Annotated in this window: 26 protein-coding genes; 20 read left to right on the top strand and 6 right to left on the bottom strand. The window is 70.7% G+C overall.

From position 1 onward, the window contains the following. Nucleotides 1-22 precede the first annotated feature (22 nt). From ABZT02_RS08325 to ABZT02_RS08305, 5 genes are all read left to right on the top strand, one after another. Nucleotides 23-631, top strand: a complete 609-nt coding sequence (locus ABZT02_RS08325; protein WP_356015470.1) for a TlpA disulfide reductase family protein — start codon at nucleotides 23-25, stop codon at nucleotides 629-631. Between the two features lies 1 nt (nucleotide 632). Then, nucleotides 633-1,406, top strand: coding sequence for a cytochrome c biogenesis protein CcdA (locus tag ABZT02_RS08320; protein WP_356015467.1), 774 nt, complete (start codon nucleotides 633-635; stop codon nucleotides 1,404-1,406). 3 nt (nucleotides 1,407-1,409) lie between these two features. Next, nucleotides 1,410-3,155, top strand: a complete 1,746-nt coding sequence (locus ABZT02_RS08315; protein ID WP_356015465.1) for a cytochrome c biogenesis protein ResB — start codon at nucleotides 1,410-1,412, stop codon at nucleotides 3,153-3,155. Next, nucleotides 3,152-4,252, top strand: a complete 1,101-nt coding sequence (ccsB, locus tag ABZT02_RS08310; protein ID WP_356015463.1) for a c-type cytochrome biogenesis protein CcsB — start codon at nucleotides 3,152-3,154, stop codon at nucleotides 4,250-4,252. The genes ABZT02_RS08315 and ccsB overlap by 4 nt, the downstream gene beginning before the upstream one ends. 151 nt (nucleotides 4,253-4,403) lie before the next feature. Next, the gene (locus ABZT02_RS08305) at nucleotides 4,404-5,324 is read left to right on the top strand and encodes a transglutaminase-like domain-containing protein (protein WP_356015461.1); all 921 of its coding nucleotides are present in this window, start codon (nucleotides 4,404-4,406) and stop codon (nucleotides 5,322-5,324) included. Here ABZT02_RS08305 and ABZT02_RS08300 read toward each other — a convergent pair. After that, complete coding sequence (locus ABZT02_RS08300; RefSeq protein WP_356015459.1) at nucleotides 5,321-6,634, bottom strand: PucR family transcriptional regulator; 1,314 nt, start codon at nucleotides 6,632-6,634, stop codon at nucleotides 5,321-5,323. The genes ABZT02_RS08305 and ABZT02_RS08300 overlap by 4 nt on opposite strands. 93 nt (nucleotides 6,635-6,727) lie before the next feature. Between ABZT02_RS08300 and ABZT02_RS08295 the strand changes: the two genes are divergently transcribed. From ABZT02_RS08295 to ABZT02_RS08285, 3 genes are all read left to right on the top strand, one after another. After that, nucleotides 6,728-7,177, top strand: coding sequence for a nucleoside deaminase (locus ABZT02_RS08295; protein ID WP_356015456.1), 450 nt, complete (start codon nucleotides 6,728-6,730; stop codon nucleotides 7,175-7,177). Next, complete coding sequence (locus ABZT02_RS08290) at nucleotides 7,158-8,135, top strand: 2-oxoglutarate and iron-dependent oxygenase domain-containing protein (protein WP_356015454.1); 978 nt, start codon at nucleotides 7,158-7,160, stop codon at nucleotides 8,133-8,135. Before ABZT02_RS08295 ends, ABZT02_RS08290 begins: the two co-directional genes overlap by 20 nt. A gap of 98 nt (nucleotides 8,136-8,233) precedes the next feature. After that, the gene (locus ABZT02_RS08285; RefSeq protein ID WP_356015452.1) at nucleotides 8,234-9,061 is read left to right on the top strand and encodes a hypothetical protein; all 828 of its coding nucleotides are present in this window, start codon (nucleotides 8,234-8,236) and stop codon (nucleotides 9,059-9,061) included. Between the two features lie 7 nt (nucleotides 9,062-9,068). Here the strand turns inward: ABZT02_RS08285 and ABZT02_RS08280 are convergent, their stop codons facing one another. Both ABZT02_RS08280 and ABZT02_RS08275 read right to left on the bottom strand, forming a co-directional pair. After that, nucleotides 9,069-10,460 (bottom strand): cytosine permease, encoded by a 1,392-nt coding sequence (locus ABZT02_RS08280; RefSeq protein WP_356015450.1) that lies wholly within the window; start codon nucleotides 10,458-10,460, stop codon nucleotides 9,069-9,071. A gap of 87 nt (nucleotides 10,461-10,547) precedes the next feature. Beyond that, entirely contained in the window at nucleotides 10,548-10,937 is a 390-nt protein-coding gene (locus ABZT02_RS08275; protein ID WP_356015448.1) for a PLD nuclease N-terminal domain-containing protein, read from the bottom strand. Between the two features lie 89 nt (nucleotides 10,938-11,026). Between ABZT02_RS08275 and ABZT02_RS08270 the strand changes: the two genes are divergently transcribed. The 3 genes from ABZT02_RS08270 (at nucleotide 11,027) to mqnP (ending at nucleotide 13,867) form a co-directional block, all read left to right on the top strand. Further along, nucleotides 11,027-11,449: a hypothetical protein gene (locus ABZT02_RS08270; protein WP_356015446.1), complete on the top strand. Its 423-nt coding sequence runs from the start codon at nucleotides 11,027-11,029 to the stop codon at nucleotides 11,447-11,449. Nucleotides 11,450-11,510: 61 nt separating this feature from the next. After that, nucleotides 11,511-12,968, top strand: coding sequence for a menaquinone biosynthesis decarboxylase (locus ABZT02_RS08265; RefSeq protein ID WP_356015444.1), 1,458 nt, complete (start codon nucleotides 11,511-11,513; stop codon nucleotides 12,966-12,968). Further along, nucleotides 12,965-13,867 carry a menaquinone biosynthesis prenyltransferase MqnP gene (gene mqnP / locus ABZT02_RS08260; protein WP_356015441.1) on the top strand — a complete coding sequence of 301 codons (903 nt, stop codon included), beginning with the start codon at nucleotides 12,965-12,967 and terminating at the stop codon, nucleotides 13,865-13,867. The genes ABZT02_RS08265 and mqnP overlap by 4 nt, the downstream gene beginning before the upstream one ends. A gap of 79 nt (nucleotides 13,868-13,946) precedes the next feature. Here mqnP and ABZT02_RS08255 read toward each other — a convergent pair whose 3' ends face one another. Further along, entirely contained in the window at nucleotides 13,947-14,540 is a 594-nt protein-coding gene (locus tag ABZT02_RS08255; protein ID WP_356015439.1) for a rhomboid family intramembrane serine protease, read from the bottom strand. An 80-nt stretch (nucleotides 14,541-14,620) separates the two neighbouring features. Here ABZT02_RS08255 and ABZT02_RS08250 point away from each other — a divergent pair, with 80 nt between their 5' ends. The 7 genes from ABZT02_RS08250 to ABZT02_RS08220 all read left to right on the top strand — a co-directional run bounded on the left by ABZT02_RS08250 (nucleotide 14,621) and on the right by ABZT02_RS08220 (nucleotide 19,775). Then, nucleotides 14,621-15,304, top strand: a complete 684-nt coding sequence (locus ABZT02_RS08250; RefSeq protein WP_356015437.1) for a UbiX family flavin prenyltransferase — start codon at nucleotides 14,621-14,623, stop codon at nucleotides 15,302-15,304. Between the two features lie 67 nt (nucleotides 15,305-15,371). Then, nucleotides 15,372-15,827 (top strand): Lrp/AsnC family transcriptional regulator, encoded by a 456-nt coding sequence (locus ABZT02_RS08245; RefSeq protein ID WP_037720768.1) that lies wholly within the window; start codon nucleotides 15,372-15,374, stop codon nucleotides 15,825-15,827. Between the two features lie 47 nt (nucleotides 15,828-15,874). After that, the gene (gene mqnE, locus ABZT02_RS08240) at nucleotides 15,875-17,038 is read left to right on the top strand and encodes an aminofutalosine synthase MqnE (RefSeq protein WP_356015434.1); all 1,164 of its coding nucleotides are present in this window, start codon (nucleotides 15,875-15,877) and stop codon (nucleotides 17,036-17,038) included. Between the two features lie 371 nt (nucleotides 17,039-17,409). Further along, nucleotides 17,410-18,060, top strand: coding sequence for a UdgX family uracil-DNA binding protein (locus tag ABZT02_RS08235; RefSeq protein ID WP_356015432.1), 651 nt, complete (start codon nucleotides 17,410-17,412; stop codon nucleotides 18,058-18,060). A gap of 58 nt (nucleotides 18,061-18,118) precedes the next feature. Next, nucleotides 18,119-18,643: a GNAT family N-acetyltransferase gene (locus tag ABZT02_RS08230; RefSeq protein WP_356015430.1), complete on the top strand. Its 525-nt coding sequence runs from the start codon at nucleotides 18,119-18,121 to the stop codon at nucleotides 18,641-18,643. 96 nt (nucleotides 18,644-18,739) lie between these two features. Next, nucleotides 18,740-19,054, top strand: coding sequence for a DUF4229 domain-containing protein (locus tag ABZT02_RS08225; RefSeq protein ID WP_356015427.1), 315 nt, complete (start codon nucleotides 18,740-18,742; stop codon nucleotides 19,052-19,054). A 46-nt stretch (nucleotides 19,055-19,100) separates the two neighbouring features. Next, nucleotides 19,101-19,775, top strand: a complete 675-nt coding sequence (locus ABZT02_RS08220) for a TetR/AcrR family transcriptional regulator (RefSeq protein WP_356015425.1) — start codon at nucleotides 19,101-19,103, stop codon at nucleotides 19,773-19,775. On the opposite strand, the gene ABZT02_RS08215 is transcribed toward ABZT02_RS08220, so the two are convergent. Both ABZT02_RS08215 and ABZT02_RS08210 read right to left on the bottom strand, forming a co-directional pair. Beyond that, entirely contained in the window at nucleotides 19,768-20,727 is a 960-nt protein-coding gene (locus tag ABZT02_RS08215; protein WP_356015423.1) for a MaoC/PaaZ C-terminal domain-containing protein, read from the bottom strand. The two genes, ABZT02_RS08220 and ABZT02_RS08215, sit on opposite strands and share 8 nt — an antisense overlap. After that, nucleotides 20,727-22,007: a 3-oxoacyl-ACP reductase gene (locus ABZT02_RS08210; RefSeq protein ID WP_356015421.1), complete on the bottom strand. Its 1,281-nt coding sequence runs from the start codon at nucleotides 22,005-22,007 to the stop codon at nucleotides 20,727-20,729. The genes ABZT02_RS08215 and ABZT02_RS08210 overlap by 1 nt, the downstream gene beginning before the upstream one ends. An 89-nt stretch (nucleotides 22,008-22,096) precedes the next feature. Between ABZT02_RS08210 and ABZT02_RS08205 the strand changes: the two genes are divergently transcribed. Together ABZT02_RS08205 and ABZT02_RS08200 are read left to right on the top strand one after the other, a co-directional pair. Further along, entirely contained in the window at nucleotides 22,097-23,383 is a 1,287-nt protein-coding gene (locus ABZT02_RS08205) for an acetyl-CoA C-acetyltransferase (RefSeq protein ID WP_356015419.1), read from the top strand. A gap of 221 nt (nucleotides 23,384-23,604) precedes the next feature. Next, the gene (locus ABZT02_RS08200; RefSeq protein WP_356015417.1) at nucleotides 23,605-25,524 is read left to right on the top strand and encodes an AMP-dependent synthetase/ligase; all 1,920 of its coding nucleotides are present in this window, start codon (nucleotides 23,605-23,607) and stop codon (nucleotides 25,522-25,524) included. Nucleotide 25,525 lies beyond the last annotated feature (1 nt).

Genomic DNA, 25,525 nt, shown 5'->3' with positions numbered 1-25,525 from the left:
ACGGGCATGCGAAACTTTTCACATGAGTGCCGCCAGTCGTAGCCGCTCCCGAGTCCGTACCACCCTGCTCACCGCGGGTGCCGCAGCCGCAGCGCTGACCCTGTCCGCCTGCAGCTCGGGCGGCACCTCGGGTGGAGGCGGCGACACCAACTTCATCATGGGCGCGGACGGCATCTCGACCGCCAAGGAGGGCGACCGGGGCACCGCCCCCGACCTGTCCGGCAAGACCGTCGACGGGGGACAGGTCGACGTAGCCGACTACAAGGGCAAGGTCGTCGTCCTGAACATATGGGGCTCCTGGTGTGCCCCCTGCCGGGCCGAGGCACCCAACCTGGAAGCGGTCCACAAGGACCTCAAGGGCAAGGACGTGCAGTTCGTCGGCGTCAACACCCGCGACACCAGCGTCCAGAACGCCCGCGCCTTCGAGAAGGACATGGGCATCACCTTCCCCAGCCTGTACGACCCGACGGGCAAGCTGATGCTCCGCTTCAGCAAGGGCACCCTCAACCCGCAGGCCGTGCCCTCCACGCTCGTCATCGACCGGGACGGGAAGATCGCCGCCCGCTCACTGGCCGCGCTCAGCGAGAGCAAGCTGCGCAAGATGATCAACCCGGTCCTCGCGGAGAAGTGACGTGAGCGCAGTCGTCACGCTCGCCGCCGACACCGGCTACAACGGCACCGTCCTCAACGGCGCGTTGCTCGTCGCCCTGCCCATCGCGGTCCTCGGCGGCCTCGTCTCCTTCTTCTCACCCTGCGTCCTGCCCCTGGTCCCCGGCTATCTGTCATACGTCACCGGCGTCACGGGCACCGATCTCGCCGAGGCCAAGCGCGGCCGGATGGTCGCGGGCGCCTCCCTGTTCGTGTTCGGCTTCACCGCGGTGTTCGTCTCCAGCGGGGCCCTTTTCGGCTACTTCGGCCAGACGCTCCAGGAGAACCAGGGCGTGCTGTCCAAGGTGCTGGGCGTGCTCATGATCCTCATGGGTGTCTTCTTCATGGGCCTGATGCCCTGGATGACCCAGCGGGAGTTCCGCTTCCACAACAAGCCCACCATGGGCCTGCTCGGCGCCCCCCTGCTCGGGGCGCTGTTCGGCATCGGCTGGACCCCCTGCATCGGCCCGACCCTCGCCTCGGTGATCGCCCTGTCCTCCCAGCAGGGCAGCGCGGGCCGCGGTGCCATACTGACCGTCGCCTACTGCCTCGGCCTCGGCCTGCCCTTCGTGCTCGCCGCGGTCGCCTTCCGCAAGGCGCTCGGCGCCTTCGGCTGGGTCAAGCGCCACTACGTCTGGGTCATGCGCATCGGCGGCACCATGATGATCGTGACCGGGCTGCTGCTGCTGACCGGCGCCTGGGACCGCCTCGTGCAGGACGTCCAGTCCTGGTCCGCCGGCTTCACTGTGGGGATCTGATCCATGAGCAAGACCACACCCGCCACCTCCGACGCCCCCGTCGGCGATCAGGACCTCGGGGCCGCCGGTTCCCAGCTGTCCACCGCGCCCACGGAGAGCCTGAGCATGCCCGCCCTGGGCGTGATCGGCTGGGCCCGCTGGTTCTGGCGCCAGCTGACCTCCATGCGGGTCGCGCTGCTGCTGCTCCTGCTGGTGGCGCTCGGCGCGATCCCCGGCTCGCTGATCCCGCAGAGCGGGACCGACGCCACGAAGGTCGCCGACTTCGTCAAGAACAACCCCACCCTCGGGGACGTCTACGACAAGCTCGGCCTCTTCCACGTCTACAGCTCGGTGTGGTTCTCCGCCATCTACATCCTGCTGTTCGTCTCGCTCATCGGCTGCATCGTGCCCCGCACCTGGCAGTTCGTCGGGCAGCTGCGCAGCAGGCCGCCGGGCGCCCCGAAGCGGCTGACCCGGCTGCCCGCCTACACCACCTGGCGCACCGAGGCCGAGCCCGAGCAGGTCCGTGAGGCCGCGCTCGCCCTGCTGAAGCAGAAGCGCTTCCGCGCCCACCTCACCGGTGACAACGTCGCCGGCGAGAAGGGCTATCTGCGCGAGGTCGGCAACCTCGCCTTCCACATCGCGCTGATCGTGCTGCTGACCGCCTTCGCCTGGGGCCAGCTCTTCAAGTCCGAGGGCAACAAGCTGGTCGTCGAGGGCGACGGGTTCTCCAACACCCTCATCTCCTACGACGACTTCAAGTCCGGCAACCTCTTCGACACCGACGAACTGGTGCCGTTCAGCTTCACCCTGGACAAGTTCACCGGCACCTACGAGACCAGCGGCCCCAACAAGGGCACCCCGCGCCTCTACCAAGCTGCCATCACCTACAGCAAGGGCGCCTACGGCAAGGACCACAAGACCCTCGTCAAGGTCAACGAGCCGCTGGAGATCGACGACGCGAAGGTCTACCTCACGGCCCACGGCTACGCCCCCCTCATCACGGTCCGGGACGGAAAGGGCAACGTCGTCTTCCACGACGCGGTCGCGATGCTGCCGCTCGACTCCAACGTCACCTCCACCGGTGTGATCAAGGTCCTCGACGGCTACCGGAACGCCAAGGGCGTCAGCGAGCAGCTGGGCATCTCGGCCTTCTTCCTGCCGACCTACACCAAGGGCAGCGAGACGGCCTCCACCTTCCCCGCGCTGAACAACCCGGTCCTCAACCTCACGCCGTACCACGGCGACCTCGGCGTCAACTCGGGCATCCCGCAGAGCGTGTACCAGCTCGACAAGTCGCATGTGAAGGACTTCAAGGACGCCAAGGGCCAGGAACTCAGGGAGAACCTGAAGCCCGGCCAGACCATGCAGCTCCCGAACGGCGCCGGGTCGATCACCTACGAGAGCACCCGGCAGTGGGCGAACTTCCAGGTCGTCCAGCAGCCCGCCAGCGGCTGGGCCCTCGCCGGTGCTCTCACCGCGATCTTCGGCCTCGCCGCCTCCCTGTTCATCCAGCGCCGCCGCGTGTGGGTGCGGGCGGTCAAGGGCGCAGACGGTGTGACGGTCGTCGAGATGGCCGGCCTCGGCCGCAGCGAGTCGGCGAAGGTGCCGGAGGAGCTGGGAGAGCTGGCGGGAGTGCTGTACGACCGGACACCGAGCGCCGCAACCCAGTCAGGGGCGCGGGGAACTGCGCGACAAGCCCCCACAGACCCGCAGCCGAACGACGACACCGAACCCCGAGTAGCACCCTCCGAAGGGGCTGAGAAATGACTCTCGCCGCCGCAACCGAGTTGGCCACCGCCACCAACGAGCATCTCGCCAACATCAGCAACACGCTGATCTACTCCGCGATGGCCGTCTACACCCTGGCCTTCTTCGCGTACATCGCCGAATGGCTCCTCGGCAGCCGCAGCAAGGTCGGCCGGACCGCCGCCGCGCTCACCGCCGACGCGAAGGCCAAGGCCAAAGCGCCGGCCGTCACCGTGAACCAGGGCGGCAGCACCGCCGTACTGGAGCGGCCGCAGGTCGTGGTGCGGTCGGCGGCAGGGTCGCGCGACGTGCCCGACGGGCCCGGGGCGCACGGCGGGGACGAGCAGGGCGACCTCTACGGGCGTATCGCCATCTCCCTCACGGTGCTCGCCTTTCTCGTCGAGCTCGCCGGGGTCGTCGCCCGCGCGGCCTCGGTGGAGCGGGCGCCCTGGGGCAACATGTACGAGTTCAACATCACCTTCTCCACGGTGGCCGTCGCCGTGTACCTGGGGCTGCTGGCCCTGAAGAAGAACGTGCGCTGGCTCGGGCTGTTCCTGGTCACCACGGTCCTCCTCGATCTCGGCCTCGCCGTCACTGTCTTGTACACCGCCAGCGACCAGTTGGTTCCCGCCCTTCACTCGTACTGGCTGTACATCCACGTCTCCACCGCGATCTTCTGCGGCGCGGTGTTCTACGTCGGCGCGGTCGCCACGATCCTGTACCTCTTCAAGGACAGCTACGAGAACAAGATCGCGTCCGGCGGCACCCCCGGCAGGTTCGCGAACTCCGTCCTCGACCGGCTGCCGGCCTCCGCGAGCCTCGACAAGTTCGCCTACCGCGTCAACGCGGCCGTCTTCCCGCTGTGGACGTTCACGATCATCGCGGGCGCGATCTGGGCGGGCGACGCGTGGGGCCGTTACTGGGGCTGGGACCCCAAGGAGACCTGGTCGTTCATCACCTGGGTCGCCTACGCCTGCTACCTGCACGCCCGTGCCACGGCGGGCTGGAAGGGCCGCAAGGCCGCCTACCTGGCGATGGTCGCCTTCGGCTGCTGGCTGTTCAACTACTACGGCGTCAACATCTTCGTCTCCGGAAAGCACTCGTACGCAGGCGTCTGAGCCCTCGGCGGGCCACCCCGGTGTCATGACCGGCCTGGTGGACCGGGGTGGGGGAGCTGCGATCGGCGTGAAGTGCCGTCCGTCTTCTGGACATGTGGCGGGGAATTTTGACACGGTGGGGTGCGCCGACCCGTAATCGAACACGTGGTCGATGCCTTCGGGAGGCCCCGCCGTGTCCCTCTCCTTCCATGCCGAGCAGAGTGTGTTCTCCGACCCGGGCGATCTCGCCCGTCTCTACGACGGGCTACCGCACGATCCCGAGCAACTGGCCCGTGTCGTACGGGATGTGATGATCCATCGGCTCGAAGGTGATCTCTTCGGTCACACCCATCCGGCCGACCGGCTCCACAACGACGCGGAGTCCCGCTACATCGACGTCGTCCTGCGGATCCTCGCCGAGCGGAACGACGCCCCGCTGACCGTGCGGCGCGAGCCGGCGGACCGGTTCGTCGGGACCTGCCGTGACTTCACGCTGCTGCACGTCTCCCTCCTGCGCCACGCCGGCGTCCCGGCCCGGCTGCGGTCCGGCTTCGCCGACTACTTCGGTACGACCGGCTTCCACGTCGACCATGTCGTCACCGAGTACTGGGACACGGAACGGGGCTGGCTGCTGGCGGACGCGCAGCTGGCCGACCCGGAGATCACGGCCAACTGGGCGGTGGACTTCGACCCGATGGACGTTCCCCGCGCACGTTTCCTCGTCGCCGGTGAGGCCTGGCGGGCGATCCGGGAGGGCGGGGCGGACGAGGCCGCGTTCGGGCTGCATCCGCCGACCGAGGGGCCGTTCTTCGGGGAGCGGTTCGTGGCGGGCAACATGCGCCTCGACCTCGCCGCGCTCAACAAGGTGGAGACCCTGCTGTGGGATGTCTGGGGCGAGGAAGAGGGGGAGCCGGGGACGGCGTTGCCGCAGTCCTCGCGGGAGTTCTATGACCGGGTCGCGCCCGTGGTGAGCGGGGATGTGTCCTTCGAGGCCGTGCGGAGGCTGTTCGCCGAGGAAGACGGGCTGCGGACGCCGTCCACGGTGACCTGTTACGCGCCCTTCAACGGGACGCACCTGGTCACTCTGCGCTAAGCGGTTCGTTCGAGGTGCGGCGCCGTCGTGGCTGGTCGCGCCCGCGCGGCGGAGCCGCCCATGTCACGGACCCGCGCCCCTTCAGGGCGCATCACCACTCGGTGCGCACACGTTGCGGTCAGCAGTTCACCCAGTAGGTCCGGGTCGTTGATGTCCAGACTCAGCAACGACCCTATGCGTTCCAGGCGTTGGTACAGCGACTGGCGGCCTATGTGAAGCAGGGCGGCCGTGCGGGTCGGGGAGCAGCCGTTCCTCAAATGGGTCTCCAGGGTGCGGACCAGGTCGCTGGGGTGGGCCGCCTCCCAGGCCAGCAACGGCCCCAGGGTGTGCTGGACCAGGGCCGCCAGGCGTTCCCGGTTGTCCTCCACCCCGCCCCGCGTCAGCTCCCGCTCCAGCGCCAGGGCCCGGGACGAGGTCACCAACGGGCCTTCGGGGGCGGCCGGTTCGGCCGACGGGACGGTCAACGCCAGTTCCAGGGTCGTACGGGCCGCCCGCAGTGTGTCGCTCCAGCGCAGCCAGCCGCCGTCGGAGGCGGAGACGGCGTGTCCCACGGCGACCGTGAGTCCGGGGGCCGCCGTCGTGCGGAAGACCTCCTGGACCGCCTTCACCGGGTCGCCGGGGCGGGTGGCGCCGTGCAGGGACAGCAGTGCCAGGACGTCGCCCGGGAACGCGGTCCGCATCACCCCGGCCCCGCCCAGCAGCCGTACCGCGCGGTCGACGGTGCTCACGTCCCGGGTGCCGTGCAGCGACACCCCGATCAGCCGGGCCCCCGGCCCCGGATGGAACCCGGCGAGCGCCGCCCGCGCCTCCACCTCCGGCTGGTTCAGCGCCGCCCGGTCGGCGAGGTCGGCGAGCAGGGCCGCCGTATGGTCGTCGCCCCACGGCCGTACCACCGCACGGCCCGAAAGGCCGCGGGCGACGATCGCCCGGTTGGCGGCCTCCGTGATCCGTACGAAGGGCACGACCCGGTGCATCGCCAGCAGCGGCAGCTCACGGCGGCGCGCCTCGTCGACCACCTCGGCGGGCATCACCGGCAGGGACCGGCCGACCTCCACCGCGAGCCCGGCGGCGCCTCGGGCGGCCAGCTCGCGGACGTACCGGCGGCGGACCTCCTCGTCGGGGTCGGCCAGCCCGAAACCGTTGGTGAGCAGGAGCTCGCCACCGTCCAGGAAGTTCGCTCCCTCGTAGACCTCGCTCGAGTGCACCCAGCGCACCGGGCGGTCCAGCGCGGTGTGTCCGGCCAGCAGCTCCGGCTCGGCGGCCCGGACGGGATCGAGGGCCAGGATCTCGCGAAGGGTGAGTGCGGGCATGCGCGCCTCCCGACAGTTCGTCCGGCTGTGGGCTGCCGGGAGAGTACTTTCCGCACGTTGCCCTCGTGTTTCGGCCACAGGAGAGTGGGAGACATGGATCAGGCACAGGCACACCAGTGGCTCGCCACCGCCGTCGAGGAGGCCCGCGCCGGGCTCGCCGAGGGCGGCATCCCCATCGGGGCCGCGCTCTACGGCGCCGACGGCACCCTCCTCGGGCGCGGCCACAACCGGCGCGTCCAGGACGACGACCCCTCCACGCACGCGGAGACGGCCGCCTTCCGGGCGGCGGGACGGCAGCGGTCGTACCGCGGTACGACGATGGTGACCACTCTCTCGCCCTGCTGGTACTGCTCCGGTCTGGTCCGGCAGTTCGGGATCGGGCGGGTCGTCGTCGGGGAGGCCACCACCTTCCACGGCGGCCATGACTGGCTCGCCGAGCACGGGGTGGAGATCGTGCTCGTCGACGATCCCGAGTGCGTCCGGATGATGACCGACTTCATCGAGAAGAACCCGGCACTGTGGAATGAGGACATCGGTGAGTGAGCCCCGCATCCCCACCATCGACCTGCGCCCCTGGGTGGACGGCGACGCCGAGGCCCGCGCGGCGATCGCCAGGACCGTCGACGAGGCGCTCCGGACGGCCGGCTTCCTGCTGGTCACCGGGCACGGAGTCGACCCCGCCCTGCGCTCCCGGATCCGGGAGGCGGCGCGGACCTTCTTCCGGCTCCCCGCGGAGACGAAGACGGCGTACGAGGCGAAGGTCGGCGGCCGGGGCTGGCTCGGTCCGGGCGCCGAGGCCAACGGCTACTCGGAGGGGACCAAGACCCCGCCGGACCTGAAGGAGTCCCTGACCTTCGCCACACACGAGCCCTTCGAGGACCCGGTCGTCAACGCGGAGTGGTACGCGCCGAACGTCTGGCCCGCCGAGGTGCCGGAACTGCGGACGCTGTGCGAGGAGTACCTGGAGCGGATGGGCGAGCTGGAGAAGCGGCTGCTCTCCCTCCTCGGTGAGGCCCTCGGGCTCGAACCCGACTTCTTCTCCCGGCACATGGACCACCCGACGTACGGCTTCAACATCAACTGGTATCCGGGGACCGAGGTGATCGGGGAGCCGCAGCCCGGGCAGTTCCGCATCGGCCCGCACACCGACTTCGGCACGGTGACGATCCTCGACCGGCAGGCCGGCAAGGGCGGGCTCCAGGTCTTCACGGACGACGGCGGCTGGGAGGACGCCCCCTTCGAGCCCGACGCGTTCACCATCAACATCGGTGACCTGCTGGCCCGTTGGACGGGGGACCGCTGGCGGTCCGGACGGCACCGGGTGCTGCCGCCGCCGGCCGACGCGCCCGCCGAGGAGCTGATGTCCCTCGTCTACTTCGGCGAGTGCACCCCGGGCACGACCGTCGAGTCCGTCCCGGCACCGGTCGGCCGGGTGGCGTACGAACCCGTCGACTCCCACGCCTACTTGCGGGCGAAGCTGGACTCGATCACGGTCACCTGAGGACAGCGCGGTGGGCGAGGGTCCCCCGTGGGCCCTCCGGCCACGGGGGATACAGTTCGACGGCCGTTTTTCCGGGGGCCGTCGAAGCTGGGGGAGACATGAGGAAGCGCACCGCCCTGGGGGGACTGCTGGTCACGGCGACCGCCCTCGTCGCCGGGGCCGCGGGAGTGGGCGGCACCCTGCTCTACCAGCGGCTCACCGGCCCCGACGACACCTCGGCCGTCGACGCGCAGGCCGCCGCCCTCGCCCAGGATCTGCGCCAGGACCTGACCGCCGGCTTCTACTCGGCGGGCGGCGGCACCTACGGCGGGCAGTTCACCGAGGGCACGCTCGTCGCGCAGACCGAGGAACACGGCGGGGCGCTGCTGAGCGTCCGGTCCGCGGGCCTGACCCACACGGCCGAGGTGATGCTCGGGCTGGTGCCCCCCGCCGGGACCACCGTCGACGCCGACGCCTACCCGGCGCGCTGCTACCGCCTCACCTTCGCCCTCGGCGCCCACAGCGTGCAGCGCACCACCTTCACCTGCCCGGCCACCCAGGCCGACGGGCAACCCGGCAGCCTCGCCGCGCAGTTGGGCGCACTGCTCGCCCGGCAACCGGTTGGCGCGAGCACCTACCGCAAGATGTCGGCCGCCGGCTACGACCACACGGCCGACGGCGCCACACGGTTCCTCACCGACAAGCGCCTGGTCTCCGCCAAGGACACGGTGACCGAACTCTCCGGCAAGGAAGCCGGCCCCGGCGTCTACGCCGTCGCCCTGCGCGTCAACGGCGTCTGCCACTACCTGCGCATGGACTCCGCGTCCTTCGCCACCGGCCTGGTCCCGCTGTGGACCGCCCCGGCCGACGAACAGCACACCTGCCGGGCCCGACAGGCGGTCACCGCCTCCGCGTTGTACGGCACCGATCCGGCGAAGGCGGGCTGAACGGCCGTCACCCGGCCGGCGACCGACGCCGCAGCGCCGCGTACAGCACCGCGCTCACCACGAAGCCGACCACGGGCGTGACGTCCCCGAACGACGGCCAGTGCTCCGGTACGTAGCCCACGTAGTCCTCCTGGTTGGAGAAGAGGGGCACGGAGACCGCCACGCCGACCAACAAGGCGGCGAGACCGGGCCGGTTGGTGAAGGCACGGTCGGTCAGGCGGGCGGACAGCGCCTCGTCGGGAATCCGGGACCGCAGGCCTCTCTCGACCAGGACGACGCCCAGCCAGGGCGCCACCCAGTACGCGATCACCAGCAGGAACGCCTCATAGGCCGACCCCGCGTCGGAGAGCGAGGCCCACGCCGCCGCCGTACCCGCGACCCCGGACACCACGACCAGCACGCTCCGGCTCAGCCAGGCGGGGAGGTCCAGGCCGAAGGAGGCGATCGAGATGGCGCCGGAGTACACGTTGAGGGCGTTGGCCGAGACCGCGCCCAGGATGATCGCGAGCAGAACCAGATCGCCGAGCCAGCCCGGCAGATGACCGGTGAAGGCCGCCGTCGGGGAAGCGTCCTTCGGGGCCATGATGGTCGCCGAGGCCGCGCCGATCACGGCCACCACGGTGACCGACAGGAACAGGCCGAGCGCCGGGTAGAGGATCGTCCTGAACCTGTTCGCGGTACGGGGGAGATAGCGCGAGTAGTCCGAGGCGTACGGGTTCCAGCCCGCCGCGTAGCCCCAGGCCGCGCTGAACGCGAGCAGGAAGCCGCCGATGCCGCCGCCGGTGCCGCCCCCGCCGAGGTCGGCGTCCTTGAAGGTCCACACCCCCGCGAGCAGGAAGATCACCGCGAGGGCGGGGAAGGCGTACCTCTCGAAGACGTGGACGAAGTTGTGGCCGATGAAGCCGATCAGGATCTCGGCGGCCACCACCACGAGGAGGGACGGCAGCGGGCGCAACCCGGTCAGGGTGTTGAGCGCGAAGGCCGCGCTGACGCTGTTCACCGCGAACCAGCCGACGCCCGCCACCAGGCCGTTGGCCGCCGCGGGCAGGATGTTGCCGCGGTGGCCGAAGGAGAGGCGGCCGATCACCATCTGCGGCACCCCGAACCGGGGCCCGTCCAGGGACAGGACACCTTGGGTGAGCGCGCCGAGGGCGGTGCCGAGCACGATGGCAGCCGTGGCCTGCCAGAAGCTCAGGCCGAAGAAGAGGACCGCGATCACGCCGATGAAGACGGTCGCGAACTCGATGTTCGGGGAGGCCCAGGTCCACAGCAGCTGGAGCGGGCCACCGTGGCGTTCGGCCTCGGGGATGGGTTCCGAGCCCGCCGCCTCGACGGCGATGACCTTGTCACCGTATGCGGGAGCGAGGGTGCCGGCGGAGTCGGCGGGAGCTGTCGTCATGCAAGGTAAGTGTCCGGCTCCCGCCGGGCCCCGCCCAGGGGCGCGATGTCCGCTCGTAGGGGCTCCACGGCGTACAAGGTGTACGGCTCAGGCGTCCTTGGGGCCCTCGCCCTGCTCCCGGCGCTTGAGCTCCTCCTCGCGGCGGCGCAGGTCCGCCTCCCAGTCCTTCAGCAGGGCCTCGTCCTTCTTGGCCTCGGCCTTGAGGGAGTTCAGGAACTCGGGATTGTCGTCGGGGGCGACGTACTCCATGCGGTGGTTGCGGTGCCACTCGGAGGGGGTGCGGCCGCCCGTCGGCGGGGTGCGCAGCTTGCCCGCGGCGAGCCAGGCGACCGGACCGACGATCCAGAAGAGCAGGATGATGAAGACCCAGGCGATCTTGGGAAGATGCTTCGCCTCGTCCTCGGGGGTGTTGAGGCAGTCGATGAACGCGTAGATCGTCAGCGCCAGCGGAATCAGGTACATCAGCAGCCGGAACATGTGCTTTTGGCCCCCCAGGGAACGTGGTGTGGAGCCTGTGGCAGGCCCCTGAGGGGGTCAGGGTAGCGGCTTGGCAAAATACCCACGACGTGTCGTCGGCGGTCGTCGTCGGCGAACTCACGGGGGAGGACACCTTGCATCCGGCATTCGTCGAAGAACGCTTCCGCGCCCGAACCGACCGCGTCCGGGGCTGGGGGATCGGGCTGCTCGGTCTGGCCGCGCTTCTGTGGGGCTACGCGGCCTGGCAGCTGTTCACGCCGTACGAGGTGGACTACGGCACGTACGGCAAGGCGGACTGCACCGCCCCGGCCTTCGCCGACCGGGACGACGTGTACGTCGACCGCGACGCCGACGCGCGGCGCTGTGCCGCCGCCCGCGACTGGCCGCGGCCCGTGGCCGCCCTCGTGCTGGCCGTCCCTCTCGCCACGGCCGGCGGCGCGCTCCTGGCCACAGGCCTGGCCGGAGACAGCCTGCGGCGACGGGAGTCGGAGCTGGAGCGGGCCCGGAGCTGAGCGCGGAAGCGTGGGTGGGGCGGGCGTCGGGGCTTCGGCGGACTCGGCGATACTGGGGGGCATGGCTTACGACGATCTTCGCTCCCTGCTCAGGGCACTGGAACGCGAGGGAGACCTCAAGCGGATCAAGGCCGAGGTCGACCCGTATCTGGAGGTCGGGGAGATCGTCGACCGCGTACAGAAGGCGGGCGGCCCCGCGCTGCTCTTCGAGAACGTCCGCGGATCCGCCATGCCGCTGGCCATGAACGTCTTCGGAACCGACCGCCGGCTGCTCAAGGCCCTGGGCCTGAAGTCGTACGGCGACATCTCCGACAAGATCGGCGGGCTGCTGCGTCCCGAGCTGCCACAGGGCTTCGTGGGCGTGCGCGAGGCCTTCGGGAAGCTCGGCGCGATGGCACACGTCCCGCCGAAGAAGGTGAAGTCCGCGGGCGCCCCGGTCCAGGAGGTCGTCCTCACCGGCGACGACGTGGACCTCGACCAGCTCCCGGCCCTCTTCACCTGGCCGCAGGACGGCGGGTCCTTCTTCAACCTCGGACTCACCCACACCAAGGACCCGGAGAGCGGGATCCGCAACCTCGGTCTGTACCGCCTGCAGCGCCACGACAAGCGCACGATCGGCATGCACTGGCAGATCCACAAGGACAGCCGCAACCACTACCAGGTCGCCGCCCGGCGGGGCGAGCGCCTCCCGGTCGCGATCGCCTTCGGCTGCCCGCCCGCCGTCACCTACGCCTCCACGGCCCCCCTGCCCGGGGACATCGACGAGTACCTCTTCGCCGGGTTCATCGCGGGCAAGCGGATCGAGATGGTGGACTGCAAGACCGTCCCGCTCCAGGTGCCGGCGCAGGCCGAGGTGGTCATCGAGGGCTGGCTGGAGCCGGGCGAGATGCTGCCGGAGGGGCCCTTCGGGGACCACACCGGGTTCTACACCCCGCAGGAGCCGTTCCCGGCGCTGAAGATCGACTGCGTGACGATGCGGAAGCGGCCGCTGCTCCAGTCGATCGTCGTGGGCCGCCCCCCGACCGAGGACGGACCGCTGGGACGCGCCACGGAACGCTTCTTCCTCCCCCTGCTGAAGATCATCGTGCCGGACATCGTGGACTACCACCTGCCCGAGGCGGGCGGCTTCCACAACTGCGCGATCGTCTCGATCGACAAGAAGTACCCGAAGCACGCGCAGAAGGTGATGCACGCGGTCTGGGGGGCACACATGATGTCGCTGACCAAACTGATCGTGGTCGTCGACGCGGACTGCGACGTGCACGATCTGCACGAAGTCGCCTGGCGGGCGCTGGGCAACACGGACTACGCCCGTGACCTCTCCGTCGTCGAGGGACCGGTCGATCACCTCGACCACGCCTCCTACCAGCAGTTCTGGGGCGGCAAGGCGGGCATCGACGCGACGAAGAAGTGGCCCGAGGAGGGCTACACACGAGACGGCGGCTGGCCGGACATGGTGCTGTCCGACCCGGAGACGGCGGCGAAGGTCGACCGCCGGTGGAAGGAGTACGGCCTGTGAGCAGTGCATCCGCCGCGATCCCGCAACCGGGACGCACGAAAGCCTTCCTGCGGCTGGTGATGATCGAGCACTCGGTCTTCGCACTGCCCTTCGCGTACATCGCCGCGCTGACCGCGATGTTCGAGTGGGACCGGAACATCCACTGGGGGCGGCTGCTCCTGGTGACGATCTGCATGGTCGGCCTGCGCACCTTCGCGATGGCGGTCAACCGGATCATCGACCGGGAGATCGACGCGCGGAACCCCCGGACGGCACAGCGGGAGCTGGTCACCGGGGCGATGTCCGTGAAGCACGCCTGGACCGGTGCGCTGGTCGCGGTCGTGGTCTTCCTCGGCTCGGCGGCACTGCTGAACCCGCTGTGCCTGGCCCTCGCCCCCGTAGCGGTGATCCCGATGGTGGTCTATCCGTACGGCAAGAGGTTCACGAACTTCCCGCAGGCCATACTCGGTCTCGCCCAGGCGATGGGGCCGGTGGGCGGCTGGCTCGCGATCACCGGGGAGTGGTCCTGGGACGCGGTCGTCCTCGGCCTCGCCGTCGGTATCTGGATCGGCGGGTTCGACCTGATCTACGCCTGCCAGGACGTGGAGACGGACCGCGAGATCGGCGTCATGTCGGTGCCGGCGCGCTTCGGCATCCCGGCGGCGATCTGGGGGGCGCGGGTCTGTCACGCGCTGACCATGGGGCTGCTGGTCTGGTACGCCGTCGCCACGGAGGCGGGTGGGTTCTTCTGGGTGGGGCTGATGATCGTCGCGGGGGCGTTCGTGTACGAGCACTCGATCGTGCGCCCGCATGATCTGTCCCGGCTGAACCGGGCGTTCTTCAGCGTCAACGGGTTCATCGGGATCGCGTTGTTCGTCTGTGCGCTGCTGGATCTGCTGGTGCGCGGGTTGACGGTCTGAGTACGGCTACTGAACAGGGTCATCCTGTCGGACCCCGGCTGGGGGCCGGTGGGGGTTGCTCGCGCAGTTCCCCGCGGCCCTAAGTAAGTACAGGCCCTCGGCGTTTGAATGCGAACGCCGTCGCCACCCCCGCCACCAGGCCCAGCAGGTGGCCCTGCCAGCTGACCCCGGACTGTGTCGGCGCCAGGCCCACCACGATCGACGTGCCCCAGACCGCGGCGACCAGCAGCCCCACCAGCACCCCCAGCGGGCGGCGCTCCACGAGACCGCTCACCACGAGGTAGCCGAACAGGCCGAAGATCAGGCCCGACGCGCCGGCCGTGTTGGTATGGGCCGGGGCTATGAGCCAGACGCCCAGGCCGTCGGCGACGATGATCAGGGCGCAGACGGCGGCGAACCGGCGCAGGCCGCCCAGGGCCGCGAGGAAGCCCATGACCAGCAGCGGGATGCTGTTGGCGGCCACGTGGGCGAAGCCGAAGTGGATGAAGGCGGCCGGGACGATGTCGACCAGTTCGGACGGGGTGCGTGGGGTGATGCCGAGGCCGTCGAGGGCGTGGCCGCGCGCTATGTCCACCACCTCCAGCAGCCACAGCAGCGCGACCCAGCCGACCATCAGCTTGGCCGCCGCCTTCGCACGATCACCGCGCGACCACTCGAGTTCCTTGCCCGTCATGGCAATCCCCCTCCCCCTCAGAAGAACGCCCGACCCCCTTGGCCGGTTCCCACTCTGTGACGCCGGATAGGCTCGGGGGTGTGAACCCAGTCAAGCCAGGAGAGACGCGGCGTACGCCTTGGATCGTAGGGGTGTCCGGCGCCTCCGGCACCCCGTATGCCGCGTCCGTGCTGCGTGCGCTGCTCGCCGCCGGTGAGAGCGTCGACCTGGTGGTCTCCCGTGCCTCGCGGCTCACCCTCCTCGACGAGACGGGGATCTCGTTCCGGGACGCGCACTGGCGCGAGGACCTGCGGGAATGGCTGGCCCGGGGGGCCGACGGCAAGCCCGGCACCTTCGACGTCGACACCGACGCCGTACGGTACTGGCCCGCCGGGGACCTGGCCGCCGGGCCGTCCTCGGGGTCGTATCCGAGCAAGGGGATGCTGATCGTCCCCGCTTCCACCGCCTGCGTCGCCGGAGTCGCCCTCGGCCTCTCGAAGGACCTGCTGCAGCGGGCCGCGAGCGTGACGCTGAAGGAGCGGCGGCCGCTGGTCGTGGCCGTACGGGAGACTCCCCTGAACGGGCAGACCCTCCGGCACCTCGTCGCGCTCGACGACGCCGGCGCGAGCGTGGTCCCGGCCTCGCCGGGCTTCTACGCGGGCGCCACCCACATCCAGGACCTGGTGGACTTCGTCGCCGGGCGGGTGCTGGACGCGGCGGGTGTCACGCACGACCTGTACCGGCGCTGGCGGGGCGAACTGGGCGGCGGCACGTCGGGTCAGTAGGGCAAGTGGCAGTACGGGCAGTACCTCTCATCACTTCAGGCACTTTTCAGCGGAAGGCTTCGATCCCATGGACGCGGTGGACAGGCAGCTCATCCAGGCCCTGAGGGAGAACGGCCGGGCCTCCTACGCGGAGCTGGGGCGCCTCGTCGGTCTGTCGGGACCCAGCGTCACCGACCGCATCAACCGGCTGGAGGCGGCCGGAGTCATCACCGGTTACCGCGCCACCGTCGACGCCGCCTCGCTCGGCCTCGGCGTCACCGCGCTGATCGGCATCTCGCTGTCCGACGCGGTGGACCACGAGGACGTGGCGCGCCGGCTCAGGGACCTCACCGAGATCGAGGACTGCTGGTTCATCGCGGGCGACGACTCGTACATGCTGAAGGTCCGGGCGCCGGACGTCGACGGTCTGGAGAAGATCATCCGGCGGCTGTCCGGGACCGAGGGGGTCTCCCGGACGCGCACCACGATCGTCCTCTCCACGAAGTGGGAGAACCGGGTCGGCGAGCTGCCCGAAGAGGCGTAGACGTACGGTGGTCGGAGTCGTTCGGGGTGTCGGAGGAAGGTGTGAGCATGGACGTCGGGCTCAAGCGCGAGCTGGAGGACAAGGTCAGGGCCGGTGAGCGGCTGACCCGTGAGGACGGCATCGCGCTGTACGAGTCGGACGACCTGGCCTGGCTGGGCGGTCTCGCGCACGAGGTGCGGACGCGGAAGAACGGCGACGTGGTCCACTTCAACGTCAACCGGCACCTCAACATGACCAACGTGTGCACGGCGTCCTGCGCCTACTGCTCCTTCCAGCGCAAGCCGGGGGAGAAGGATGCGTACACGATGCGCATCGAGGAGGCGGTGAAGCTCGCCAAGGCGATGGAGGGCGAGAACCTCACCGAGCTGCACATCGTCAACGGCCTGCACCCGAACCTGCCGTGGCGTTACTACCCGCGGTCGCTGCGCGAGTTGAAGGCGGCGCTTCCGGACGTCTCCCTGAAGGCCTTCACCGCGACCGAGATCCATCACTTCGAGACGATCTCGGGGCTGTCGGCCTCGGAGATCCTCGACGAGCTGATCGACGCGGGTCTGGAGTCCCTCACCGGCGGTGGCGCGGAGATCTTCGACTGGGAGGTCCGGCAGCACATCGTGGACCACCGCACCCACTGGGAGGACTGGTCCCGCATCCACCGCCTGGCGCACGAGAAGGGTCTGAAGACCCCGAGCACCATGCTGTACGGCCACATCGAGGAACCCCGCCACCGCGTGGACCACGTTCTGCGTCTGCGTGAACTCCAGGACGAGACCGGCGGCTTCCAGGTCTTCATCCCGCTGCGCTACCAGCACGACTTCGTGGACGTGAAGGACGGCAAGGTACGCAACCGCCTCCAGTCCCGCACCCAGATGGCGACCGGCGCCGAGGCACTGAAGACCTTCGCGGTCTCCCGGCTGCTCTTCGACAACGTCCCCCACGTCAAGGTCTTCTGGGTCATGCACGGCGTGCAGACCGCCCAGCTGGCCCTCCAGCACGGCGCGGACGACATGGACGGCTCGGTGGTCGAGTACAAGATCACCCACGACGCGGACAACTACGGCACCCCGAACAAACTCACCCGCGAGGACCTCCTCGACCTCATCCGCGACGCGGGCTTCCGCCCGGTGGAGCGGAACACGCGCTACGAGATCATCCGCGAGTACGACGGCCCGGACGCGGGACGCCGCGAGGCGCCCCAGCCGATGCGGCTCTGAGCGACGACGGAAGGCGGGCCAGGCGTGAAAGCCGACGCCCGGCGGACGCGGTCAGGGGCGGGGGGAACTGCGCGCTCAACCCCCACCGGCCCGCACCCGGGACTGATGGCCGCGCCCCCTTCGCTCACCTCCCGCACCTGCGGGGCACGTGAACGCGGTCAGGGGCGCGGGGAACTGCGCGCTCAACCCCCACCGGCCGGCACCCGGGACCGATGGCCGCGCCCCCTTCGTTCACCGCTGGCACCTGCGGGGCACGTGAACGCGGTCAGGGGCGCGGGGAACTGCGCGCTCAACCCCCACCGGCCCGCACCCGGGACTGATGGCCGGGCCCTCCTTCGTTCACCGCCCGCACCCACGGGTACTCGGCCGGCATGGTGAGTGCCAAGGCACCTGAGGACGCCTACACAGCCGAACCCTTCCTCCCGGACCGTGGCGGCCTGACCGCCCTCCGCAAGGCCGCCGCCGGCTGCCGCGGCTGTCCTCTCCACCGGGACGCCACCCAGACCGTCTTCGGCGAGGGCGACGCACACGCGCGCGTGATGCTCGTGGGGGAGCAGCCCGGTGATCAGGAGGACCGGCAGGGGAAGCCGTTCGTCGGGCCTGCCGGGAAGCTCCTCGACCGGGCGCTCGCGGAGGCCGGGATCGAGCCGGTGGACGCCTACGTCACCAACGCCGTCAAGCACTTCAAGTTCACGCAGGCCGAGCCGCGCAAACGCCGTATCCACAAGGCGCCGAGCCTGCGGGAGATGACGGCCTGCGGACCCTGGCTCGCCAGGGAGCTGGAGCTCGTCGCACCGGAGTTGATCGTCGTGCTCGGCGCCACCGCGGGCAAGGCGCTGCTCGGATCGTCGTTCCGGGTGACGCAGGTGCGCGGGACCGTGCTGGAGGAGGAGATCCACGGCAGGCGGGAGCGGCTCGTGCCGACCGTGCATCCCTCGGCGGTGCTGCGGGCCGAGGACAGGGATGCCGCCTACCGGGGCCTGGTGGCGGACCTGGAGGTGGCGGCTCGGGCGCTCGGGTGACGTACGTGACGCCGGAACCCACTTGAGGCGACGGAGACGTAATGTCTAGCCTCGCCTCATGCCCCTTACCTTCACCCTCGACCCGGCCGTCACCCCCGCCCTCCGCGACGGAATCCTCGACCTGTGGGCCGACGTCTCCAACGCCGGTGGCGCCGTCGGATTCGTCGCGCCGGTGGAGCGGGAGACGATCCGCCCCGAGCTGGTGAAGCACTTCGCGGGCATGGCGGAGGGACGGACACGGCTGCTCGTCGGACACGAGGAGGACGGGCGGGTCGCCGCCACCGCCTTCTTCAGCTTCAACACGCACCGCCTGATGACCCACTGGGTGTGGCTGTACACGGTGATGGTCCACCCCCGTCACCAGGGCCGGGGCCACGGCCGCGACCTCCTCGCGGCGGCGGCCGACGCGGCCCGCACCTTCGACGGCATCGAGGCGATACGACTGACCTGCCGCGGCGGCCTCGGCCTGGAGCGCTTCTACGGCTCCTGCGGCTACAAGGAGGTCGGCCGCATCCCCGACGCCATCCGGGTCGCACCGGGCGACGACCGGGACGACGTGATCATGCTGCTGCCCCTCACCTGACCCGCGTCGAGGACCGGGTGCCCGGCGTGCTTCACTGGACAGTGCCCCTTTGGGGTGTTCAGGCCGTTCGATACGGATACGGAAGAGTGGATTGACATGCTCCGCTACACACTGATGCGCCTCGGGATCCTGGTGGGCTGCCTCGTGGTCGTCTGGGGCCTCGTCTACTCCGGCCTCGCCCCGCGCGGTCTGGGCGACTCCAACGGCATGTGGATCGTCCTGCTCTCCCTGCTGCTCTCGGCCCCCATCAGCTTCGTGGTCCTGCGCAAGGAACGCGACCGCGCCTCCATCCAGGTCGTGCAGCGGGTCGACCGCATGAAGGCCAACCTGGAGGCCAACCGCAGCCAGGAGGACGAGGCCGCCGACGAGGCCGCCGCCCCCTCCCAGGGCCAGGCCCCGCAGACCTCCTGACGTCAACGCCCCTGCTGCCGTGCCCGCGTGACCGTACGCTTTGGGCATGGGTGTCGTGAAGAGCAAGCGCATGCCGCGTGCGGTGCGGGAGCAGCAGATGCTGGACGCCGCCGTGGAGATCTTCGGGCAGCGCGGGTACATGGCCGCCTCGATGGACGAGATCGCCGAACTCGCCGGTGTCTCCAAGCCGTTGGTCTACCTGTACCTGAACTCGAAGGAAGACCTCTTCACCGCGTGCATCCGCCGGGAGGCGGCCGCGCTCACCGAGGCCGTGCGGACGGGCGTGCGGACGGACCTGCCCGCGGACCGTCAGCTCTGGGACGGACTGCTGGCGTTCTTCACGCACACCTCGCAGAACCCGCCTGCCTGGTCCGTGCTGCATCTCCAGGCCCGTATCCACGGTGAGGCGTTCGCCGCCGAGGTCACCGCGATGCGCGAGGAGATCGTCGCGTTCGTGACCCATCTGATCGTGGTCGCGGCCCGCGAGGCGCACCGCGATCCCGATCTGCCCGAGCGTGAGGTCGCCGGCCTCGCCGAGGCGCTCGTCGGCGCCGCCGAGTCCCTCGCCGCCTGGGCCAACGCGACCGAGGGCGTGACGGCGAGGCAGTCCGCGGCGACCCTGATGAACTTCGCGTGGGCCGGACTCGGCAACCTCATGGAGGGCCGGCCGTGGACCCTCCAGGACACGACGTCCGGGAGCGCACCGCTTCAGGTCAGCTGACAGCGCCTTCCGGATCGTGCCCGGGCAGCGCGTACACGCCCCCGCTCACATGCACGCGGTCCCCGCCGCACAGCTCGAACCGCTCTCCGTCCGCCGCGTACGTCACCGTGCCCGGCAGCAGCACCGGCGCCCTGAACTCGGCGCGTACCAGCACCGCTTGAGGTGTGCCGTGCGCCGCCAGACAGCGGGCTGCCGTCCACATGCCGTGCGCGATGGCCCTCTTGAAGCCGAAGAGGCGGGCCGTGAGCGGGTGCAGGTGGATCGGGTTGCGGTCGCCGGACGCGGCGGCGTAACGGCGTCCGATGTCCCCGGCCAGCCGCCACTCGGCGACCCCGGGCAGCGGCCCGTGCTTCTCCCGCTCCCGTTCGCCGCCCGTCTTCTCCGTGCGGTGCCGCGCCAGATAGGTGCTCACCGACTCCCAGACGACGTCCTCACCCACCCGCAGCTCGGTCACGACCGCGACCTCCGTGCCGCGCCGGTGCGGCGCCAACCCGTCGACGTGGACGGTGAGTTCGTACTCGCCCGACGCGGCCAGCTCCCGGTACCGGGTGATCTCGATCGACGTGTGGACCAGCCCGAGCAGCGGCAGCGGGAAGTCCCGCCCGCTCATCAGCCTCATGGCCAGGGGGAAGCCCAGCACATGCGGATACGTCACCGGAAGCGCGTCCTCCCCGGTCGGGAAGCCGCACACCCGCTCGTAGGCGGCCAGCCGCGCGAGGTCCACCCGCAGCCCGGGCAGCACCAGCCGGGTCCGGGGGAAGGCCGAGGTCGCGGCGGGCCGCTTGAAGGGGGAGCGTAGAGCGCCCGCGGCCAGGAGGGGGACGAGGGAGGGGGACCGGGTGAGGACGGTCCGGGGACCATCGGAGCCCGGCCCCGCGGACCCCGAGCCCGCGGCGCGTCCGCCCTCGCCGTTCGACCCCTCGGCCTGTGTGTCGTCCGCGTACATCCCCACTACGCCCCCAGCAAGCTCTGGCCGCACACCCGCACGACCTGCCCGTTCACCGCGCCGGACGCCGGATGCGCCAGCCACGCCGTCGTCTCGGCCACGTCGACGGGCAGCCCGCCCTGTCCGAGGGAGTTCATCCGCCGCCCCGCCTCCCGGATGAACAGCGGGATCGCCGCCGTCATCTCCGTCTCGATGAACCCCGGGGCGACCGCGTTCACCGTGACCCCGTGGTCGTCCAGTGCCCGGGGTGCCAGGGAGCGCACCAGCCCGACGACACCGGCCTTGCTCGCGCCGTAGTTCGTCTGTCCGGCGTTCCCGGCGAGCCCCGCGATGGACGCGGTGGCGACGATCCGCCCGCCCCGCCGCAGCGTGCCCGTCTCCAGCAGCGCGTCCGTCGTGCGCAGCACGCTCGCGAGGTTCACGTCGAGCACCGAACTCCAGCGTTCCGCGGGCATGTTGACCAGTCGCCGGTCCCGGGTGATGCCCGCGTTGTGGACCAGTACGTCCAGCCCGTCCGGCAACGCCTGAGCGATCCGCGCGCCCGCGTCCGGGGCCGTGATGTCCAGCGCGAGGGCACTGCCCCCGAGCCGCGCGGCCAGCCTCTCGGCATCCTCCGACGCCCCCGGCACATCGAGTACGACCACCCGCGCCCCGTCCCTCGCCAGCGTCTCGGCGACCGCCGCACCGATGCCCCGCGCACCGCCGGTCACCAGGGCCGTCCGTCCGGCGAGGGGGTGGGACCAGTCGACGTCGGCCTCCTGGGCCTGCCCGATCTCGATCACCTGACCGCTGACGTACGCCGACCTGGGGGAGAGCAGGAAACGCAGGGTCGACTCGGCCGCGGACGCGTCTCTCAGCCGTACGAGATTGACCGTTCTGCCCCGCCCGATCTCCTTGCCGAGCGAGCGGGTGAACCCCTCCAACGCCTGCTGGGCGGCGGCCTGGTGGTGGTCGGCGGGATCGAGCGGCGCCCCGAGGACGACGACCCGCCCGCTCGCGGCGACCGACCGCACGACCGGGTGCAGAGCGGCATGCACCTCGGCGAATCCCTCGACGTCCCGGACACCGGTGGCGTCGAGGAGGACCGCGGCGGGCGTGTCCGACGGGGCGGGGATTTCCAGGCCGGACAGCTCCGACTTGCCCGCCGTGAGCAGCAGTACCCCGCCCTCGAACTCCGGTGCCTCCCGCGACCACCGCCGCAGCACCGCCGGCTGGGGAAGCCCGAGGCGGCTGGTGAGGAACCGACCCGGCGCGGTGCCGGTGAAGCTCAGATAGCGGTCGGCCATGTCCATCTCCCGGGTCGGTCGCAAAGTCCTTACTCTGGAGTAAGGTTACCGTAGGTAAGTCGATTTTCCGAGGTGAGGAGCTGGTGGAGATGAGCCCCCTGAATCCGCCGGTCGCCAGGCGCGTGGCGATCGTCGCCGGTACCCGCGTCCCCTTCGCCCGCGCGGACGGCCCGTACGCCACCGCCTCGAACCAGGAGATGCTCACCGCCGCCCTCGACGCCCTCGTCGAGCGCCATGGGCTCCAGGAGCCGGGCGCCGTGGGGGAGTTCGTCGCCGGTGCCGTGCTCAAGCACGCCCGCGACTTCAACCTCGCCCGCGAGACGGTCCTCGGCTCGAAGCTGGACCCGCGCACTCCGGCGTACGACATCCAGCAGGCCTGTGGGACCGGTCTCCAGGCCGTCATCGCCGCCGCCAACAAGATCGCCCTGGGCCAGACGGAGTCGGCGATCGCGGGCGGCGCGGACACCGCGAGCGACGCGCCCCTCGGCGTCAACGACGACCTGCGCCGCATCCTGCTGGAGGCCCGGCGCGCGAAATCGGCGGGCGGCCGCATCAAGGCGCTCGCGCGCATCCGCCCCACCCACCTCGTGCCCGACATCCCGCGCAACGCCGAACCCCGCACCGGTCTGTCGATGGGGGAGCACGCGGCCGTCACCGCCCGCGCGTGGGGCGTGACGCGCGAGGCGCAGGACGAGCTGGCGGCGACGAGTCACCAGCGGCTGGCGGCGGCGTACGAGCGGGATTTCTTCCGGGACCTGGTGGTCCCCTTCCGGGGCCTGGCCCGCGACCAGAACCTCCGCCCCGACTCGACGGCCGGGAAACTCGCCGGGCTCAAGCCGGTGTTCGGCCTCAAGGACCCCGCCCCGACCATGACGGCCGGGAACTCGACCCCGCTGACGGACGGCGCGGCGGTCGTGCTGCTCGCGTCGGAGGAGTGGGCCGAGGCGCGCGGCCTCGAAGTGCTGGCGTACCTCACGGCGTACGAGACGGCGGCCGTGGACTTCGTGCGAGGGGATGTCGCACAGGGCGAGGACGGGCTGCTCATGGCCCCCGCCCACGCCGTCCCCCGGATGCTGGAGCGGGCCGGGCTCGGCATGGATGACTTCGACCTGGTCGAGATCCACGAGGCCTTCGCCTCCCAGGTCCTGGCGACCCTCGCGGCCTGGGAGAAGCGGGGTCTGGCCCCGGTGGACCGGGGCCGGCTCAACGTCACCGGTTCCTCCCTCGCCACCGGGCATCCCTTCGCGGCGACCGGTGCGAGGATCGTGGCCACGCTCGCGAAGCTGCTGTCCGAGCGGGAGGGCCCGGGGCGCGGCCTGATCTCGGTGTGCGCGGCGGGCGGGCAAGGGGTCACGGCGATTCTGGAGCGCCCGTAGGACCAGATAGCTGACAAAGTCTCACTTTGCGGTCGAGACTGCACAGTCCCGGCTCCGGACCATCGACGAACCCGCACAGGCTCATCACTTGAGCCACTTAGGATCACCGTCCTAACCCCTGGTAACCCATCCCGGCGCACTCGCGGGTGAACGCCCCGGTACGTCCCCTGCGTACCTCATGCAGCGGAGCGGTACCGAGCTGCACGTCCCAGGAGCTGACCATGTCCCTCTCGTACGTGTCCGGCCACGACTACGACGGCGCACCCGTGCTCGTGGAACCAGAGATCGTGCGGCTGGACGGTGAGGTCCGCGAGGTGTCGGTGCCGCCGCTGGTCCCGCCGGTGACCCACGGCTCGCTCGCCGACCTGCCGTTCGACAACGCCGAGGCGGCGCCGGAACAGCGGGTGATGAGCCGCCGTACCGACGACGGCCACTGGGTCGACCTCACGGCGGCCGAGTTCGCCCAGCAGGTGCTGGCCGTGGCGAAGGGCCTGATCTCCGAGGGCCTGATGCCGGGCGACCGGGTCGCGATCATGGCGCGCACGACGTACGAGTGGACGCTGCTGGACTTCGCCGCCTGGGCCGCGGGTCTGGTGACGGTCCCCGTCTACCCCACGTCCTCCGTCTTCCAGACCCGGTTCATCCTCCAGGACTCCGGCGCGGTCGCCCTGGTGACGGAGACGGCCGCCCAGGCCGCCGCCCTCGGCCCCGAGCTCAGCCGGCTCCCCGACCTGCGCCACATGTGGATCATGGAGAAGGGGCATGTGGAGCGCCTGGGAGAGCTCGGCCAGGCCGTCCCCGAGCAGGAGATCGGCGTACGGCGGGGCATGCTCGGCCCGGGCACGGTCGCCACCGTCGTCTACACCTCCGGCACCACCGGCCGCCCCAAGGGCTGTGTGCTCAGCCACGGCAACTTCCTCTCCGAGATCGACAACGCGATCGAACTCCTCTACCCGGTCTTCAAGTCGAAGTCGGACGACACCGACCTGGCGACCCTGCTCTTCCTGCCCATCTCGCACGTCTTCGGCCGCATGGTCGCCATCGCCTGCGTCCGCGCCCGCGTCCGCCTCGGCCACGCGCCGAGCCTCCAGGCCGACGACCTGCTGGCCGACCTGGCCAGCTTCAAGCCGACCTTCCTGCTCGTGATCCCGTACATGCTGGAGAAGGTCTTCAACAACGCCCGCGCCAAGGCGGAGAGCGGCGGCCGGGTCACCGTCTTCGACCGCGCGACCAACGTCGCCGTGCGCTACGGCGAGGCGACGGAGGCCCGCCACGCCGGCACCGGCTCCGGCCCCGGCACGGCCCTGAAGGCGGCCCGCACCTTCTACGACCCGCTGGTGTACCGCCGTATCCGCAACGCCATGGGCGGCAGGATCCGGCACATCATCTCCGGCGGCTCCCCGCTCGGCCGCCGCCTCGCGGCCTTCTACGCGGGCGCGGGCATGGAGATCTACGAGGGCTACGGCCTGACGGAGTCGACGGGCGCGGCCACGGTGACACCCCCGCTCAAGTCCCGCCTGGGCACGGTGGGCTGGCCGCTGCCCGGCACGCGGGTGCGCATCGCGGCGGACGGCGAGATCCTGCTGAACGGCGGTCAGGTGTTCCGCGGCTACTGGGACCCGTACGGCGAGGGGGTGGCCCCCGCCTCCGCCGACGGCTGGTTCCCGACCGGTGACATCGGACAGCTGGACGACGAGGGCTATCTGACGATCACGGGCCGCAAGAAGGAGATCCTGATCACGGCAGGCGGCAAGAACGTGGCCCCGGCCCCGCTGGAGAACTGGCTGCGTTCCCACCCCCTGATCTCGCAGTGCATGGTCCTCGGCGACCGCCGCCCCTACATCTCGGCCCTGATCAGCCTCGACATGGACGGCGTCAACCACTGGCGCCAGATGAACGGCAAGCACCCCGTCCCCGCCGAACTGCTCGTCAACGACGAGGAGTTGAGGCAGGTTCTGCAACGCGCTGTGGACGAGGCGAACAAGATGGTCTCCCGCCCCGAGTCCATCCGCCGCTTCACCGTCCTGCCGACCGACCTCACCGAGGCGGCCGGCCATCTGACCCCGTCGATGAAACTGCGCCGGGAGGTCGTCATGCGGGACTTCGCGGGGGAGATCGAGGGGCTGTACGTGAGGGAGTGAC

Source organism: Streptomyces sp. NPDC005402 (assembly GCF_040606575.1).
GTDB lineage: Bacteria > Actinomycetota > Actinomycetes > Streptomycetales > Streptomycetaceae > Streptomyces.
The sequence above is the reverse complement of the archived record's forward strand: the minus strand, read 5'-3'. Positions and strand labels throughout refer to the sequence as shown.

What these genes read in the sequence shown, in the direction of transcription:
- ABZT02_RS08205 (WP_356015419.1), top strand. Translation starts at nt 22,097, where the DNA reads ATGAGCCCCCTGAATCCGCCGGTCGCCAGGCGCGTGGCGATCGTCGCC.
- mqnE (WP_356015434.1), top strand. Translation starts at nt 15,875, where the DNA reads ATGGACGTCGGGCTCAAGCGCGAGCTGGAGGACAAGGTCAGGGCCGGT.
- ABZT02_RS08275 (WP_356015448.1), bottom strand. Translation starts at nt 10,937, where the DNA reads ATGTTCCGGCTGCTGATGTACCTGATTCCGCTGGCGCTGACGATCTAC.
- ABZT02_RS08200 (WP_356015417.1), top strand. Translation starts at nt 23,605, where the DNA reads ATGTCCCTCTCGTACGTGTCCGGCCACGACTACGACGGCGCACCCGTG.
- ABZT02_RS08315 (WP_356015465.1), top strand. Translation starts at nt 1,410, where the DNA reads ATGAGCAAGACCACACCCGCCACCTCCGACGCCCCCGTCGGCGATCAG.
- ABZT02_RS08245 (WP_037720768.1), top strand. Translation starts at nt 15,372, where the DNA reads ATGGACGCGGTGGACAGGCAGCTCATCCAGGCCCTGAGGGAGAACGGC.
- ABZT02_RS08225 (WP_356015427.1), top strand. Translation starts at nt 18,740, where the DNA reads ATGCTCCGCTACACACTGATGCGCCTCGGGATCCTGGTGGGCTGCCTC.
- ABZT02_RS08305 (WP_356015461.1), top strand. Translation starts at nt 4,404, where the DNA reads ATGCCTTCGGGAGGCCCCGCCGTGTCCCTCTCCTTCCATGCCGAGCAG.
- ABZT02_RS08280 (WP_356015450.1), bottom strand. Translation starts at nt 10,460, where the DNA reads ATGACGACAGCTCCCGCCGACTCCGCCGGCACCCTCGCTCCCGCATAC.
- ABZT02_RS08265 (WP_356015444.1), top strand. Translation starts at nt 11,511, where the DNA reads ATGGCTTACGACGATCTTCGCTCCCTGCTCAGGGCACTGGAACGCGAG.
- ABZT02_RS08290 (WP_356015454.1), top strand. Translation starts at nt 7,158, where the DNA reads ATGAGGACATCGGTGAGTGAGCCCCGCATCCCCACCATCGACCTGCGC.
- ABZT02_RS08235 (WP_356015432.1), top strand. Translation starts at nt 17,410, where the DNA reads ATGGTGAGTGCCAAGGCACCTGAGGACGCCTACACAGCCGAACCCTTC.
- ABZT02_RS08325 (WP_356015470.1), top strand. Translation starts at nt 23, where the DNA reads ATGAGTGCCGCCAGTCGTAGCCGCTCCCGAGTCCGTACCACCCTGCTC.
- ABZT02_RS08300 (WP_356015459.1), bottom strand. Translation starts at nt 6,634, where the DNA reads ATGCCCGCACTCACCCTTCGCGAGATCCTGGCCCTCGATCCCGTCCGG.
- ABZT02_RS08220 (WP_356015425.1), top strand. Translation starts at nt 19,101, where the DNA reads ATGGGTGTCGTGAAGAGCAAGCGCATGCCGCGTGCGGTGCGGGAGCAG.
- ABZT02_RS08230 (WP_356015430.1), top strand. Translation starts at nt 18,119, where the DNA reads ATGCCCCTTACCTTCACCCTCGACCCGGCCGTCACCCCCGCCCTCCGC.
- ABZT02_RS08295 (WP_356015456.1), top strand. Translation starts at nt 6,728, where the DNA reads ATGGATCAGGCACAGGCACACCAGTGGCTCGCCACCGCCGTCGAGGAG.
- ABZT02_RS08285 (WP_356015452.1), top strand. Translation starts at nt 8,234, where the DNA reads ATGAGGAAGCGCACCGCCCTGGGGGGACTGCTGGTCACGGCGACCGCC.
- ccsB (WP_356015463.1), top strand. Translation starts at nt 3,152, where the DNA reads ATGACTCTCGCCGCCGCAACCGAGTTGGCCACCGCCACCAACGAGCAT.
- ABZT02_RS08255 (WP_356015439.1), bottom strand. Translation starts at nt 14,540, where the DNA reads ATGACGGGCAAGGAACTCGAGTGGTCGCGCGGTGATCGTGCGAAGGCG.
- ABZT02_RS08210 (WP_356015421.1), bottom strand. Translation starts at nt 22,007, where the DNA reads ATGGCCGACCGCTATCTGAGCTTCACCGGCACCGCGCCGGGTCGGTTC.